Annotated in this window: 17 protein-coding genes; 10 read left to right on the top strand and 7 right to left on the bottom strand. The window is 39.0% G+C overall.

From position 1 onward, the window contains the following. A partial coding sequence (locus tag CXF89_RS12615) for a manganese-dependent inorganic pyrophosphatase (protein ID WP_007581938.1) occupies positions 1-926 on the bottom strand: 926 nt, incomplete at its 3' end. Positions 927-1,044: 118 nt separating this feature from the next. Here CXF89_RS12615 and CXF89_RS12610 point away from each other — a divergent pair. Next, a complete protein-coding gene (locus tag CXF89_RS12610) occupies positions 1,045-1,545 on the top strand; it encodes a hypothetical protein (protein WP_121954796.1) in 501 nt (166 codons plus the stop codon). Positions 1,546-1,559: 14 nt separating this feature from the next. After that, on the top strand, positions 1,560-2,369 hold the full coding sequence (gene mutM, locus CXF89_RS12605) for a bifunctional DNA-formamidopyrimidine glycosylase/DNA-(apurinic or apyrimidinic site) lyase (RefSeq protein WP_121954795.1): 810 nt from the start codon (positions 1,560-1,562) through the stop codon (positions 2,367-2,369). A 101-nt stretch (positions 2,370-2,470) separates the two neighbouring features. Here the strand turns inward: mutM and CXF89_RS12600 are convergent, their stop codons facing one another. The 4 genes from CXF89_RS12600 to CXF89_RS12585 are packed head-to-tail and all read right to left on the bottom strand — an operon-like array spanning position 2,471 to position 5,991. Beyond that, the gene (locus CXF89_RS12600) at positions 2,471-2,971 is read right to left on the bottom strand and encodes a DUF3299 domain-containing protein (protein ID WP_121954794.1); all 501 of its coding nucleotides are present in this window, start codon (positions 2,969-2,971) and stop codon (positions 2,471-2,473) included. Positions 2,972-2,985: 14 nt separating this feature from the next. Beyond that, positions 2,986-4,218, bottom strand: coding sequence for an ABC transporter permease (locus CXF89_RS12595; RefSeq protein WP_121954793.1), 1,233 nt, complete (start codon positions 4,216-4,218; stop codon positions 2,986-2,988). After that, on the bottom strand, positions 4,215-4,913 hold the full coding sequence (locus CXF89_RS12590) for an ABC transporter ATP-binding protein (RefSeq protein ID WP_121954792.1): 699 nt from the start codon (positions 4,911-4,913) through the stop codon (positions 4,215-4,217). Before CXF89_RS12590 ends, CXF89_RS12595 begins: the two co-directional genes overlap by 4 nt. A gap of 7 nt (positions 4,914-4,920) precedes the next feature. Beyond that, the gene (locus CXF89_RS12585) at positions 4,921-5,991 is read right to left on the bottom strand and encodes a CDP-glycerol glycerophosphotransferase family protein (protein ID WP_121954791.1); all 1,071 of its coding nucleotides are present in this window, start codon (positions 5,989-5,991) and stop codon (positions 4,921-4,923) included. Between the two features lie 178 nt (positions 5,992-6,169). Between CXF89_RS12585 and CXF89_RS12580 the strand changes: the two genes are divergently transcribed. The 7 genes from CXF89_RS12580 (at position 6,170) to CXF89_RS12550 (ending at position 13,710) form a co-directional block, all read left to right on the top strand. Further along, complete coding sequence (locus CXF89_RS12580) at positions 6,170-7,273, top strand: phosphoribosylaminoimidazolesuccinocarboxamide synthase (RefSeq protein ID WP_121954790.1); 1,104 nt, start codon at positions 6,170-6,172, stop codon at positions 7,271-7,273. Between the two features lie 122 nt (positions 7,274-7,395). After that, positions 7,396-8,058, top strand: coding sequence for a methylamine utilization protein (locus CXF89_RS12575; protein ID WP_121954789.1), 663 nt, complete (start codon positions 7,396-7,398; stop codon positions 8,056-8,058). Next, positions 8,051-10,366: a bifunctional diguanylate cyclase/phosphodiesterase gene (locus CXF89_RS12570; RefSeq protein ID WP_121954788.1), complete on the top strand. Its 2,316-nt coding sequence runs from the start codon at positions 8,051-8,053 to the stop codon at positions 10,364-10,366. Before CXF89_RS12575 ends, CXF89_RS12570 begins: the two co-directional genes overlap by 8 nt. Next, positions 10,353-11,186, top strand: a complete 834-nt coding sequence (locus CXF89_RS12565) for a DUF3034 family protein (protein ID WP_007581959.1) — start codon at positions 10,353-10,355, stop codon at positions 11,184-11,186. Before CXF89_RS12570 ends, CXF89_RS12565 begins: the two co-directional genes overlap by 14 nt. Next, a complete protein-coding gene (locus CXF89_RS12560; RefSeq protein ID WP_007581961.1) occupies positions 11,186-11,605 on the top strand; it encodes a group I truncated hemoglobin in 420 nt (139 codons plus the stop codon). The genes CXF89_RS12565 and CXF89_RS12560 overlap by 1 nt, the downstream gene beginning before the upstream one ends. Before the next feature lie 177 nt (positions 11,606-11,782). Then, entirely contained in the window at positions 11,783-12,877 is a 1,095-nt protein-coding gene (locus tag CXF89_RS12555) for a capsular polysaccharide export protein, LipB/KpsS family (RefSeq protein ID WP_257983211.1), read from the top strand. After that, entirely contained in the window at positions 12,877-13,710 is an 834-nt protein-coding gene (locus CXF89_RS12550; RefSeq protein WP_121954786.1) for a sulfurtransferase, read from the top strand. The genes CXF89_RS12555 and CXF89_RS12550 overlap by 1 nt, the downstream gene beginning before the upstream one ends. 160 nt (positions 13,711-13,870) lie before the next feature. On the opposite strand, the gene CXF89_RS12545 is transcribed toward CXF89_RS12550, so the two are convergent. Then, the gene (locus CXF89_RS12545; RefSeq protein ID WP_121954785.1) at positions 13,871-14,230 is read right to left on the bottom strand and encodes a DUF5522 domain-containing protein; all 360 of its coding nucleotides are present in this window, start codon (positions 14,228-14,230) and stop codon (positions 13,871-13,873) included. A 43-nt stretch (positions 14,231-14,273) separates the two neighbouring features. Between CXF89_RS12545 and CXF89_RS12540 the strand changes: the two genes are divergently transcribed. Next, entirely contained in the window at positions 14,274-14,600 is a 327-nt protein-coding gene (locus CXF89_RS12540) for a hypothetical protein (protein WP_039488300.1), read from the top strand. 265 nt (positions 14,601-14,865) lie between these two features. On the opposite strand, the gene CXF89_RS12535 is transcribed toward CXF89_RS12540, so the two are convergent. After that, positions 14,866-15,834, bottom strand: a complete 969-nt coding sequence (locus tag CXF89_RS12535) for a class 1 fructose-bisphosphatase (RefSeq protein ID WP_121954784.1) — start codon at positions 15,832-15,834, stop codon at positions 14,866-14,868. Between the last annotated feature and the right edge of the window lie 55 nt (positions 15,835-15,889).

Genomic DNA, 15,889 nt, shown 5'->3' with positions numbered 1-15,889 from the left:
TATATTTTTGTGAATGCATCTTGTAGTGGTGGTACAACTTGCTTTTTACGGCTTAGTACACCATCTAACCATACTTTATCATTCTCTGGTTTTACACCGTAAGCCTGCTCAACTAAGTTTGCATCGTCAGATACAATTAGCATTTCTGAGCCTTCTTTCATTATATCGGTAAGCAGTAAAAATACAGAGTGGCGATTACCCTCAACTTTTAGCTTAGCAATATCGGCTGCAAGGTCTGCTTTAATATCGTCAAAAACAGCAAGGTCGATTACTTCTAGTTGGCCAATCCCTACTAGGTTACCGTTCATGTTGAAATCTTTAAAGTCGCGCATTACTAAATCACGTGCTGGTGTGTCTTCTACCGCAGATTTAACGCGAAACATATCCATACCCAATTCTTTAAAGTCTTCTACGCCTGCAATTTCAGCTAGCGCTTCAACACATTTAATATCGGCAGTGGTACATGTTGGTGATTTAAATATGACTGTGTCGCTTAAAATTGCACACATCATAATACCCGCGATGTCTTTAGGGATTTCTACGCTGTAGAAGTCGTACATCATTTTAATAATGGTGTTTGAACAACCAACAGGACGAATCCAACATTCAAGCGGAGTAGATGATGTTAAGTCACCTAATTTGTGGTGATCTACCACGCCAACAACGCGAGCTTGGTCGATATCATCGGGTGCTTGTGTTTTTTCTGTGTGATCTACAATATACACATCTTCACCCGCGTAGCTTAATTTAAGCTCTGGTGCTTCGAAGCCAAATTTATCAAGGATAAATTGAGTTTCAGGTGATATTTCACCAAGACGAGTTGGAATTGCTGGCTCATCGATTTGGTTTTTTAAATAAGCCAGTGCAATTGCACCACAAATAGAATCTGAATCTGGGATTTTATGGCCCACTACATACATAGACATTGACGGAACTCCTTTAAATTTGCCGATATTCTAACAAAGTCTGCGGCCTTTAACATATAGACAGCGCAATTAAGTTTTAGTTACACTTTAAAATCTTGAATTTACTAGGTGTATTAATATGCGACTGGGCCGTAAAGGTTGGAACAACGTTATAATATTTTCGATGTTGATTATGATCTTCTTCTTAAATGGCTGGCATAAGCAACTTTTGGGAGGGGAGGATAAACCAACATTACAAGCCGTACTCCCCCAGCAAAGTTTTGTACTGACACTGCAATTTGTTGATCAAAAAATTGAGCGAATAGGAACAAGCTGGCGTACAACCCCACTACAAAAAGACATACCGCTTGTGTGGCAAGCCTCTGAGCAGCAACTTAGTGATTTAATTAATCAGTGGCAAAGCGCGCAGTTAATGGGCGTTAACGAATCTGTTGTTTTTAATCCTAATGAGCCTTTATATGTTGCTGCATTTGAGTTGGCTGGCGAGAGTTTACCTTGGGTTTATTTGCTTTATAAAGGCGATGGGCAATATTACTTACTCGAAAAGAGTAGCCAACGAATACTCGCACTCGATTTAAAAACTGCACAGCAGTTATTTCCTAGTTTTGATTTTTCATAAAGTGAGTCTAATTAATGCCTGAATTACCAGAGGTAGAAGTGAGCCGAATGGGCATCACTCCCCACGTACAAAACCAAGTAGTTACTAAGGTAAATATTTACAATGCCAGTATGCGCTGGCCAGTGCCTGATGACGTGTATCAGCTTGAAGGGCTAATTGTTACTAGTATTGAACGACGAGCTAAATACTTACTTTTACACTGTGAGCTTGGGAGCACTATTTTACATTTGGGTATGTCAGGTAATTTACGTGTTGTAGATAAAAGTGAGCCGCTTAAAAAGCATGACCATGTAGAGTTTATTTTTGGCAACGGTAAAGCACTGCGCTTAAACGATCCTCGTCGCTTTGGTTGCTGCTTATGGCAAGAGCCAGGTGAAGTGCATAAGCTACTCTCTAAGCTTGGCCCTGAGCCGCTTACCGATGACTTTTTTGCTAAACGCGTGTACGAACAATCGCGCAATAAAAAAGTACCCGTAAAGCAGTTTATTATGGATAACGCAGTGGTTGTTGGAGTTGGTAATATTTACGCGAATGAATCGTTATTTAAAGCGGGTATACATCCAAAGCGAGAAGCGGGAAAAGTATCGCTCAAACGTTATCAAGCACTTATCCCTATTATAAAGGACACGCTTGCTGCGGCTATAATACAAGGTGGTACAACGCTTAAAGACTTTGCACAAAGTGATGGTAAACCAGGGTATTTTGCTCAAGAGTTATTAGTATATGGGCGCAAAGGCAAGCCATGTATGACGTGTGAAAACGAATTAGAAGAAATTAGATTGGGGCAGCGCAGTACTATTTTTTGCTCAAATTGCCAAAAGTAGTTATCTAGTTATCTAGTTATTTGAATATTTAGTTATGTAAATTTTATCGATTCTAAATTTAATGAGATTTAAGGGCCAGCTTTAAAAGCGGGCCCTTAATTTTAAAGCTCAAACGGTGCTACACCGACCGCTTTCATTTTATATCCTACCTGCGCGATTTCGCCCGACCACGTTTGTGTACTTATTATTCCAGTTACAACAATTGCGTCGTATAGGCTATCTATTGGTACTCCACCTTTAATTGTTACATGGACTATTTGATTTGGCGGTGGTGGTGGTACGTGTATACAGGCGCCAAAATAAGGAACGAGTAAAAACTCGGTAATTACTTCGCTATCGCCCTCAAGTGGCACAACAAAACCAGGCAAACTCACCGATTGGCCATCAAGTGCCTTTACCACTGGAGCATCTAAATCGGGTTGCACCCAGTTTTGATCACTACCTTCGTGATTAGCTTGTGCTTGAGTGTCTATTTGCACGTGGTTTTTAGGGATTAAGTCTTCCCAAAAAATTTCTTTTGGTGGATTAGCATAACTCGCTACGCTTATAAATAATAAGCCAATAGCAGCAATGTACTGAAAAGCTGTTTTAAAAAATGTCATAAAATCCCTAAAAATTATGCTTTTATACTCATACCATCGCTGAGTGAATAAAAATAAGCGCGAGTAGCGGGTATTAAGCCAATAATAAAACCGGCTACCATAATAACGCCGATTAAGCCCAGTTCATAGTAAGAGAGTATTGTGATATTTACGCTTATACCGGCATGGCTTTGTAAGTAACCGCCGGCTGAAAAAATAGCTAAATAGTAAAGCACACTACCTGCTAGGCAACCAAGTAAAGTGGTCAGTAGTGACTCAATACTTATTAGTGTAAATAAATGCCAAGGGCGAGCGCCTACCGAACGTAATATAGCAAGTTCGCGACGACGCTGACTTAAATTTGCGAGCAATGTCGTTAGCATGCCAAGTAGGCTAATTAACACGACAACAGCTGAGAATAGCAAAAGTATTTTTTCTACTATGGCGAGCATTTCCCATAACTCTTTAAGTGTTACGGTTGGCATAATCCCAAGCAGGGCTTCTGGCTTATATTGATTTATATTGCGCCTAATTTGTAGCGTGTATAAAGGCGATTTGAATCCCATTAAAAATGCTGTAATTTGTTTTGGATGCCCAACTAGGTCGTCATGCTCATGCTCAAGGCTCGCTTTACCGCCGTGAATTAAATCGATTGCAGCCAAAGGAATATGCAGCGTTTTATCAACAGGCGTGCCAGTAGGGTTTAAAATACCGACGACTTTAAATGGGTTATCGTAATGATGATGAAAACTGGTGTTCCCCATACCGTGCGATATAACAATAGAGTCGTTAAGTTTATAACCTAATTTATTTGCAACTTCACTACCTAGCACCACTTCGTTAATTGCAGCAAAAGGGTGGCCTTTGTTAAAGGTTAAGTTTTGTTTTTTTGCAAAGCGATAATGGCTAAAGTAATCAAGTGTTGTGCCTAGTACCGCTTGACCTTTATGGCTGTCGCCTAGGCTTATAGGTATGCTCCATTTTACGCCTCGCTGACTTGTTATGTATTCATAACTTTTCCAGCTTACGCCGTTATTAGTATGGCCAATTCTAAATACTGACGAAAGCAGCAACTGTATGTCGCCGGTACGCGCACCAACAATTAAATCAGTGCCCGAAATAGTATTACTAAAACTACTTTTAGCATCAATTCGTACACGCTCAATACTTAAAAGTAACATTACACTAATTGCGATAGTAAATAATGTAAGCAGTACACTTGCGCGGCGGTTTAATAAGCTTTTGTAAGCAAGTTTAGCGAGAATCATACTTGTTCCTGCAAGCTTATAAGGTCAATGGAGCGGTCAAATAAAGGCTTTAGTGTTTCATCGTGGCTCACAAATACCAGCGTACTATTAGATAACTTTGCTTGTTCAAACAGTAGCTTTATAAAGCTCTCACGGTTATTTGTATCGAGTGCAGATGTGGGCTCATCAGCAATTATTAATTCAGGGCTGCCTATAAATGCGCGAGCTGCAGCAACGCGCTGTTGCTGTCCAATACTCAATGTCGCTACATCTTTATGGTGATACTGCGCAGTAAGGCCTAAAGCATTTAATAACCGCATCGCTTCTTTTTGTAAGGCAGAGTTTTTATTTGATGATTGCTTTAATATTTTTTGTTTTCGACTTTTTGAAAACTCACACCCAAGCGTTATATTTTCAATAGGAGTTAAATAAGGAAGCAAGTTAAAGTTTTGAAAAATGTAGCCAATGTGATCCGCTCTAAAAACATCACGGGTAGTATTGCTTAATGTAGTTAGGTTTTGGTCTAAAATTGATACCTCACCGCTGGTGGCTGTATTAATACCAGCAAGAATAGCTAACAATGTCGATTTACCTGAGCCACTAGCACCGTGTAAAAAAATATGCTCACCTTTTTCTATAACTAACTCTTTTATGTTGAGCGTGGGTGTGCTATCGCTTTTATGCCACTTAAAAGTTACGTTTTTTAGGTTGATCATTATCTTGTTACCAACCCCAGTAGTTTAGATCTTTGCGCATTTTTAGCTGTCTTATTATATTTAGTGGCTTGGGTTTTAGTTTATCGTTACTTTGTAAAAATTCATTAGCTGCATTTAATACGCGCTGGCTAGATTGGCCATCGGTGTATGGATGAAGTTCCTGGCAATAGCTTTTAATATTTTGCATTAAATCACTAGGTTTAGTAAGCGCGTGTTCAATAGCTGCTTCTACTTCATCTGCGTCGGTAATATCAAGTAAATGAGGAAGTGGTTTTTGATTACAAAACGTGACTACCGGTTTACGTAGTAGTAAAAACATTAAAAGAACTGACGATGTATCGCACAGCATAACATCGGCAGCTTGCAGTAACGGCAAAACGTTATCGGTTTCAATAAATGTTAGATTTTCGTTACTCAGCGCTTTATATTTATTAACCCATTCGGCAGGCATTTTAGGATGAAACTGCATCAAAATACGCCACTTACCTTGTTCACTAAAATGTTTTATTTGCTCATATAATTTAGGAGCAAGTGACAGCTTTCGTGAGAAAGTAGAGCATATAAGTAAAGTAGGGCGAGGGTCGTCGCTTACATAAGGATTATTTGAAGTATTACTAAAAAGTGGATCGAGTGTTGGCCAGCCAGTTTCAGTTACTTTAAAGAAACCATGCTGCTTAGCTAGCTCTTTAAATCGGGTTGTTGTATTTGGGCCTTGCGTACAATATAAATCGTAACAACCACGAATGTTAAAGTGATCCTCTTGCCCTTTCCGATTTAATTTTCCTGAATTGAACCCGTGAAATACAGCCACTTTTTTACCAGGAATAAAATTAGGAATTATATTGCCCGGTATAAATGTAATGTTTGGAGCCCAGCTTTTAACATCTTTTATGGTATGTAAACGCTGCTCGTTTGTGGTTAAAAAATCGGGGTTTACTTCGTTACCCGCTAAAAACCAGCGCACTTCGCCACCATTAGCTAGTACTGCAGCCTGCAAAGGTCTCAAGATAGCGTATGAATAATTCTGAGAAATATACATTAAGTATTTTTTATTTTTAGTGGCAGTTAAGTAGTTCAAGCTATCTCCTCAGGCTGGTTGGCACATTAAGTTTACCCCATTGCGACTCGCTTATAAATATATGCCTTTATTTGTTTTAAGCATCCGATTGAGCTTTGAGGTCGGCTAGATTATTATACAATCCATATAACCCCATACCATACTTTGCTCAAAGAGCATCCCTAACCCCGGAGATAGCATGACTAGCTATAAAGTTTTAGACGTAAACGATGATTTACCCATTCGTACCAAAGGTGAAGTACACAGCGGTAAAGTTCGTTCGGTTTATTGGTTAACTGATGAAGACAGCGCACGATTAATTAAAGACAAAGGCTACCAAGTACCGACAGGTACTGAGCTTGCGATTATGGTTATTTCAGACCGAATTTCTGCATTTGATTGCATTTGGCAAGGTGAAAATGGCTTAAATGGCGTACCAGGTAAAGGTATAGCGTTAAACTCAGTGGCAGCCCATTGGTTTAAGTTATTTGATAAAGCAGGCCTTGCGGGTAATCATATTGTTGATATTCCGCATCCGTATGTGTGGATTGTACGCAAAGCCAGTACAGTAAAAGTAGAGGCAATTGCTCGCCAATATATTACGGGTAGCATGTGGCGTGACTACGCTAAAGGCATACGTAACTTTTGTGGTATTGAATTACCAGAGGGTTTAAAAGCGAACCAAAAGCTTGATAACGTTTTAATTACGCCGTCAACAAAAGGTATTATTGAAGGCGTTGCTGATATTCCACCTGTTGATGATGTAAATATTACTCGCGCTAATATTACTAATAACTTAGACGTATTTAACTTTAAATCGGCAGATGATGTAACTAAATACGAAAAACTGTTAGTTGAAGGTTTTAAATTAATTAGTGATGAACTAGCTAAGCTTGACCAAATTTTTGTAGATACTAAATTTGAGTTTGGTTATGTAGAGGATTTAAATGGCGCGCAACAGCTTATATATATTGATGAAGTAGGCACGCCTGATTCGTCACGTATTTGGGATGAAGCAGCTTACAAAGGCGGTAAAATTGTTGAAAATTCTAAAGAGGGTTTTCGACAATTGCTTATTAATAATGTGCCAGAGAGTGACGTATTATTAAATAAAGATCGCATGAGTGAGCGTGAGCAGTTAGCTAAAGATTATATTTTACCAGAATCAGTAATGCTTGAAGTGTCAAATACCTATGTTGGCATAGCGAGTAAAATTGTTGGCAGAGATATCGTAATCCCTGAAGATCCTCGCCAAGAAGTTATTACTATTTTAGATAACGATTACGGATTAATTGTTAAATAACAGCACTTAAGTGCTAATAAAGCCAGTAACTAAGTCTTTATTTTTAGTTACTGGGCTATAATTCTTGCAATTAGCGCTCGTCTCTAATTAACTTAACCTAACATTAATGTTTAGGTATTGTTATGTTTGAACGGGCATTGCAAAAGTTTGCTAAAAGTCATTACTTTTTAGCTATAGGTTTGTTTTTTAGTCAGTTTGCTTTAAGTGCGAATATTGAATTAGTAATAGAAGATCAACACGGCCAAAAGTTATCAGGTGCAGTGGTTGAGCTTAATATTGCTGGTAAACAAGCCACACCATCAAATTTGCCCATTGCTATAATGGATCAAGTCCATAAGCAGTTTTTACCCGAATTATTAGTTGTACAACAGGGTCAAAAAGTTAATTTTCCTAACAGCGATAATATTCGCCATCATGTTTATTCTTTTTCACAAGCTAAGCCTTTTCAACTAAGATTATATTCAGGCCAACCAAAAGAGCCCATTACGTTTGAGCAACAAGGGGTTGTTGTTTTAGGGTGTAATATTCATGACTCTATGGTTGGCTATATCTATGTAGCGAGTAGTGAATCCGTATATAAAACAGATAAAAAAGGCTATGTTAGTTTGCCTATTAATATACTGCCTGCACAAGTGAGTGTGTGGCACCCTTTACAAACAGCGCCATTGGAGAATAAAAAAATTATAACAATCAATTCTCAAAAAAAGTTACAGATAACAGTAAACACATCGACCCCAGCACCTAGAAATACTTTTGGTAGTAAGTTTAAGGCTGGTAATGACTAATAGTTTACGAAATCGCATAACCATTTTATGTGTTGGCTTAGTGTTATTAACCACTATGGTCAGCTTGTTTAGTTTTTGGTGGTCTACGAGTAAGTTTCAAGAAGAAAAAGTAAATCAAGACATTACCGTAGCGCAAAATGTTTATAAGCAATATTTAAAATCAAAAGAAAGCCTACTACTAACTGCTGCGAAAGTACTCACCTCCGACTTTGGTTTTAAGCAAGCTGTAGCAACGCGAGATGCCGGGACAATAAGCAGTGTGTTGTTTAATCATAGTCAGCGTATTGATGCCGAATTAATGCTGCTACTTGATTTATCGGGTAGGCTTATTTCCGCCAATACTGACGAAGACGCTTTTGCACATAACTTAAAGCCGTTAATGGAAGAGCTTTTAAGTGCGCCAGAAGAGTCTAGTTTTGTGGTGCTTAATAACGAGCTTTACCAAATTATTTTATTACCCGTAAGAGCGCCACGTACAGTGGCCTATAGTTTGGTGGGCTTTAAAATTGATGACAATGTAGCCCATGAACTAAAAAGCTTAACAGGCATGGATGTGAGCTTTATAGGTAGCGCTGACGATATTGTTATTAGTTCATTAGCTAATCGCCCTGAGCAATTTGAACCTGTTAGCTATTTTAGTACCGTAACCACTTCGCGTTTTTTTGGTGAGTATTTGGTGTATCGTAACCGAGATATAGATTTACCGTCGTTGTTGACCCATCCTATAATTATTTTACTGAGCGCCGATTTAACACAAAGTTATAGTGACTTCGAAAAACTTCTTTTTACACTTATTATTTTAGCTATTTTAACTATGTTTGTAGGTGTTATTACGAGCAGCATATTTGCAAATAATTTAACTACGCCACTTACTCAACTAGCTGTAATAGCAAGGCAATTTGCACAAGGTAATTATGCTTTTGAATTTAAAGGGCGAAGGCAAAGTACCGAAATAGACACGCTAGTCGCAGCGTTTGATAGCATGGGTAATGATATTAATCAGCGCGAGCAACAAATTAGCTTTCAAGCCAGACACGACTCCTTAACAGGCTTTTATAACCGCTCAGCCATGCTTGAGGTGCTTGATGATGAGTTAGATTCATCAGCCGAGTACACGCTCGTTGCAATAGACATAAAGGGTCTTCGCCATATAAACGATAAGCTCGGTCCGCGCATTGGTGATGACTGCCTAAAGGCGGTTGCTTGCAGAATAAGTGAGTTTTCGGATGAGTTAGGGGGCTTTCATGCTCGTATTGGCGGGGATGAGTTTTTAACTGTGTTTCCGACTGCGGCAGCGCGCGAACACAAAAGCGGTATTGTTGGCTTAATGGCACAATTACAAGCGTGCTACACCATTCAAAAACTAAAAATTAACTTACGCTTTAGTGCGGGCATTGTGCAGTATCCTACGCAAGGAATTGCAAGTGATGACTTAATGCGCCGCGTGCTAATTGCTGTTGAAAGTGCTGCAAACACACAAGAGAGCATACATTATTATCAAAATGGTGAAGACGAGGCGCACTTAGAGCGCTTAATAATGCTTGATGAATTAAAGCAGGCAATTAGTGATGATGATGGTCAGCTATTTATGACCTATCAGCCAAAATTACACATGAAAACGCAAAAAATAGATAAAGTTGAGTCGCTTATTCGCTGGCAGCGAAAAGATGGTAGTTGGGTTAATCCTGAACTGTTTATTGACTTAGCTGAGCAGTCGGGCCTTATTGTTGAGCTTACAGGGTGGGTTGTTAATACGGTTGTAGCACAAGTAGCGGATTGGCAGTCTAAAAATATAAACTTACAGGCTGCAATAAATGTATCTGCGCAAGATATAGCATTTCCGGGCTTTCATGCTGCATTAGTTCGTACGCTTAAAAAGTACAAAGTAGATCCTAAGCTGATTACTATTGAGCTTACTGAGCGCGATATGATCGAAAACGAAGAAAAAGGTATTAAAGCGCTCGAAAACCTAAAGGCAATTGGCGTTAAAATATCATTAGATGATTATGGTGTAGGGCAAACATCACTTGGTCGATTAAAAATGTTACCGATTGATGAGCTTAAGCTAGATAAGTGCTTTATCCTAAAACTTGATGAATCGCAAAAAGATCAATTTATAGTGCAATCATCAATTACGTTGGGGCATCAGCTAGGTTTCTCGGTTGTAGCTGAGGGGGTTGAAACACTTGGCTCATTAAATTTACTTAGAGGTATGCAGTGTGACCATGCACAAGGCTATTACTTAAGTAGGCCTTTAAAAGCAGAACTATTAGAAGAATGGCTGGAGGAATACTATGAAAAAAATTAAATACTTATTAGCAAGTTTGTTTTTAATAATTAGTGTACCGAGCATTGCAAGCAATGGAAAACTGCTAGCTACGCCGGGAGTTTCTCAAATTGAAGGCAGTGGCGGCGGCGGTATTGTACCGTGGGCACAACTTGCTGGGTACGCAAGTGATGATGAATTTTCGGTAAATGGCTTTTGTAGCCGCGCAGATGTAACTGACTACACACTTGACGTATGTGGTGCACAACTTAATTTATTTAATCGTGTTGAGCTCAGTTATGCCCAACAGCGCTTTGATGTACCAGCACTTGATGCTGAAATAGAGCAATCAATTACAGGTGCTAAAATACGTTTATATGGTGATATTGTTTACAGTGATTGGCCACAACTTAGCTTAGGTATTCAGCATAAATCACTGGATGATGGCAGTATTGCAACACTTGTAGGCGCAGAAGATACTAGCGGCACTGACTACTACCTCGCTGCTAGTAAATTACATTTAGGGGCCATTGCTGGTTATAACTGGTTTTGGAACGTAACTACACGATACAGCGAAGCTAATCAACTTGGTTTGCTTGGCTACGGTGGAGAAAATGGTAGTGGTAAAGTGCTATTTGAAGGCAGCACAGCACTATTTTTTAGTCGTGAAGTAGCCGTAGGTGTTGAGTATCGTCAAAAATCAAATAACTTAAACTTAGGCGAACAAGATTGGAAAGACTTATTTGTAGCATGGATGCCTAATAAGCACGTAAGTGTGACAGCGGCTTACCTTGATTTAGGAAGCATTGCAGGGGCTGACGATCAAACAGGTTGGTATTTATCGGTAACAGGGTATTGGTAATGAAAAGCGTTGGTATTTTTATAGTATGCGTAGGATTGCTTTGTAGTTGTGCTAGCTCAACACAATTATCGCTTTATCAAAAGCTCGATGGTAAAGCGGGGATAGGCAGAATTGTTGATAGCTTTATCTATCAAATAGGTAATGACGAGCAGATAATTCATTACTTTGAACACAGCAATATAGCGTACTTTCGCCAAGGGTTTATTACTCATATGTGTATGTTAGTAGAAGGCCCATGTACATACGATGGCGACTCTATGGTAGCAATCCATACAGGTATGCATATTACAGAGAAAGACTTTAATCATGTGGTTGATTTACTTATAAATGCAATGAATGAGCAGAACATTAGCCATAGTTTGCAAAACGATATTCTCTCTAGAATGGCACCACTTCGTGGTGAAATTATAAAAATGTAGCCATAAAGGCTTTAAAGTAATTATTAAGTAAAGGGAACCTTGCTTTGATGTCATTGTCCACTTAGAATTATTTCATAAAAACAATAATTGGCAAATATAGCTTGTATGGCTTACCTATTTATCTCTCGCAAAAATGTACACGCAAAATACTATAGAAAAATAATCAAAAAATTGTCGATGGATTGCCAATTACATATCATGGGAGCCCCTGAGCTTTCTGCTGTTAAGTATTTAAAAGATGCGTTTCAAGTTAATTTTACTGATGTAGTTAACTCTCAGCTAAAACGCAAAAGAGCACGTAATGCTATCTGGAATAGTCCTATTATTACTGCTGTTTACAGTGCTGGGTTAGTTTTATTTGAACGATTACGATACGCTAAGTATTTAGCCTTATTAACCGAGACTAATCCTGACTGCATTGTTATTTGGAACGGCAATAAACTTCCAAATACGACCGTTGCTATGGCTGCAAAAGCATTAGGTGTTAAGCAGTTTTATTATGAAAATGGTTTACTACCCGGTACAAGCAGTTTAGACCCTAATGGTATTAACTATAATGCGTCGTTAAGCCGTGACCCTTCTTTTTACCTAAATTTTGACCCACAAAATAAGCTAAATTTTTGTGCGCCGGATTTAATTCCAAGAGCTGATCATAAAAAGCGCTGTGAATTTGAATGCGCCGATGTGCCAGAACGCTATATATTTGCGCCTTTTCAAGTACCTCATGATACTCAATTAGCTAGCTTTTCTCCGTGGATAAACTCTATGGACATGTTTTACGACGAGGTGATTAAAGCGGTCAAAAGCTTAAACGATCCAAGTTTAAAAGTGGTTTTTAAAGAGCATCCGTCGTGGCATAAACATTACGCTCATCTTTATGAAAAAGATCCGATTGCAATTTTTGCTAATGGAAATCAAACAAGTGATTTGATTAAGTGCGCTGAAGCCGTATTAACGATTAATTCAACGGTCGGCTTAGAAGCATTGCTGCTAAATAAACGTGTTTTAACTCTTGGCCAAGCCTGTTACAACATTGAGGGTTTGGTAAAGCATGCAAGCACTGCTGAGCAGCTAGCAGCAAATATGAACGAAGTAGTGCAGGGCTGGCAACCAAATGCATTATTAAAGGATAAATTTTTTAGCTTTATTGAACACGTATATTGTATTCCTGGCGTATGGAAACACACTGAAGATAAGCATATTAAAGCGATTGAAGCGCGTTTTACGGGTAATGACGAGTTTGCTAAGTATCATGGTAATAAGGAGCTGTAGTGAAAAACCTAATTAGCTGTCAGCAATTACACGAGCAACTTAATAATCCTGCATTAGTGGTATTTGATGCAGGTATGCTGCGCCCAGGGGTTTTGGGTACTTATTCGCCGCAAGCAATGCTGCCTAACGCTAAACGTTTTGACATAAAAAACGAATTGGCCGATAGATCAAATCCCTTACCAAGTACGGTATGCAGTGAGCAGCAGTTTGCCCACGTGATGCAAAATGCAGGTGTAAATAACGACTCGTTTATAGTTGTATACGAAGATGGCGGTTTATTTAGCGCAGCAAGAGCGTGGTGGATGTTTAAAGCTATGGGGCATCACAATGTTAAAGTACTCAGTGGTGGCCTTAAAAAGTGGTTAGAGTGCGGTTACGCCATACAACAAGGTTATAGTGAAGTATTAGGTAAAGGTGATTTTACGGCAAACTATAATCCTGAGTATTTTATTAATAACCAACAAGTGGTTGACGCAATCGATGAGCCTAACACTGTGTTGCTAGATGCACGTGCTTATAAACGTTTTACAGGCGAAGAAAGTGAACCCCGAAAAGGTATGCGTAGTGGGCATATCCCAAATAGTCGCTCGTTGCCTTTTATGAATTTACTTAATAAAGGTGAAGCAAAACCACTTACTGAAATTAAAGCGATATTTAATGACGTGGTTGATGATGCGCAGCAGCTACAATTTAGCTGTGGCTCAGGTATTACAGCCTGTGTTTTAGCGTTATTTGCTACCGAGTGTGGTTACAGTAATTTAAGTGTTTTTGATGGCTCGTGGAGTGAGTGGGGCGCAAGTGATTCATTGCCCATCGCCACGGGAGAAAAGTAGACGTGTTGGATATGTAAAGCTTGCTCACGTTAAAAGCGCAGCGCCTCTAAACCTCTTTGTGAATAACAGTACTTAAAAATATTATTCACAAGGAGAAGTGAAAGAGAAGTAAATGAGAAGGTAAAAACCAATGTTTGCTCGTATTTGTATTAAATGGTTTTTATTTTCTAAAACCATAAGGGCAATTTTTACAACCATTTTTGCAGCACGAACCACGCTTTAAAAAAAACCACTTACTAAATATCATGTAACCACTTTGTATGGTGTAGTCGAGCCCTTCAATTAAATTTTCGTTACCTCTAAATTGTTTTGCAAAGTCTATTTGGGTTTTAATAGGTTGTGTATAAACACCCTCTAAAAAAGTATTTATTTTATTAAGCGTGCACTTGCGGCATAAACAACTTGTTGCTGTGATATCAAGCGGTAAAATAGCCGGCAGCTCATTGCACCAACACGCTGATATATCGTCTACATTACACGTTAGAGTACTGTGGCATTGAGTGCAGTTAAGTTGAGTCATTATAATTCTTTTTAGTAACAGTGAGCCAAGAATAACAAATATTATGAATACACAAAAAGCATTAGCTGAATTTATTACATTTGGTGAGCAAAGGGATGAAGCTATATCGGTTATCGTTTCAAGCCCTGCTGATAGCAATAAAACTCATTATACTCTCTCAACCGAGGTTTTAATTGATGTACTTAAGCGCTGTTTAAGTAACGAAATAGACTTGGATGATTTAGAGCTTTGGGCAAACGTAATTGAATCGCGAGATGACATTGATTGTGCAGAGCATGAAGGTTTTATTTATGCGCTAAGTAATAGTGAGCAAATGGGAGAGCTTAATCATCAAAAGCTTGCTCAAATAGTTGCGTTAGTAAAAGTTTAAAAAGCGAGGTGTAAAACCTCACCTACAATATGTGCAACCCTGTAGGTGCGAATTTACTTCGCGCTCATGTAACGTGGCTTGGTGTTTAAAAAGTGAGGTGTAAAACTTCACCTACAATATATGTATCCCTGTAGGTGCGAATTTATTTCGCGCTCATGTAACGTGGCTTTGGTGGTTAAAAAGCGAGGTGTAAAACCTCACCTACAAAAAAACCGCATTTCAATTGAATGCGGTTTTTTAAATTGAAGACAATCGTTTTAAGCGATTATTTATGATATCCCAAGCACGTTTCGACTTCGTTTTTAGAACCTAAAATAACGGCTACACGCTGGTGGATTGCATCAGGCTGAATATCCATAATACGCTCGGTACCGGTTGATGCGATACCGCCAGCTTGCTCTACTAACATAGCCATTGGATTTGCTTCGTAAAGTAGGCGTAATTTATTTGGCTTTTTAGGATCTTTAGTGTCACTAGGGTAAGTAAATAAACCACCACGGCTAAGTACACGATGCACATCGCCCACCATTGCTGCAATCCAGCGCATATTAAAGTTTTTAGCGCGCGGGCCTGTATCGCCTGCTAGCAAATCATTGATATAGTTTTGCATAGCTGGCTGCCAATGGCGTTGGTTAGACGTATTAATGGCAAATTCGTTTGTATCAGCAGGGATTTCGGCAAAATCTTGTGTAAGTAAAAAGCTGCCTTGTGTTTTATCAAGGGTAAACATGCGCGTGCCTTTACCTGTAGTCAGCGCAAGCATTGTTGACGGGCCGTAAAGTACGTAACCTGCAGCAACTTGCTTATGGCCGGGCTGCATAAATATGCTTTGATCAGCAGCGTCAGAGCCTTCAGGCGCTTCCATAATAGAAAATATAGTACCCACAAGTGAGTTAATATCGGTATTTGACGAGCCATCTAATGGATCAAATGCCACTATAAATTTAGCGTCTGGGTTACCTGCTACTGTGTAGTCTTCTTCTTCAGAGGCGATTGCTTTAACCGTACCTGATTCCAGTAAAATATCTTTTAACAGCTGATTAGATAATACATCGAGCTTTTTTTGAGTTTCACCTTGAATGTTTTCATCAAGGGTTGAGCCTAATACGCCAGAAAGCGCGCCTTGACCAACGCGAAATGAAATCTCTTTACATGCCGCTAAAATTGTTCGAATTAATGATAAAAGTTCTCTTGAACAACCATCTTCAAGTAATACTGGGGGGAGTCTACGCATTCTATTTTCCTGATAACGTGTTAAAACCAATCATAATGTGAGAGAGATTAGCTTA

The organism is Pseudoalteromonas sp. MelDa3 (genome assembly GCF_002863625.1).
Taxonomy (GTDB): domain Bacteria; phylum Pseudomonadota; class Gammaproteobacteria; order Enterobacterales; family Alteromonadaceae; genus Pseudoalteromonas; species Pseudoalteromonas arctica.
Note: the sequence above shows the minus strand (reverse complement) of the source record. Positions and strands in the feature narration are given on the sequence as shown.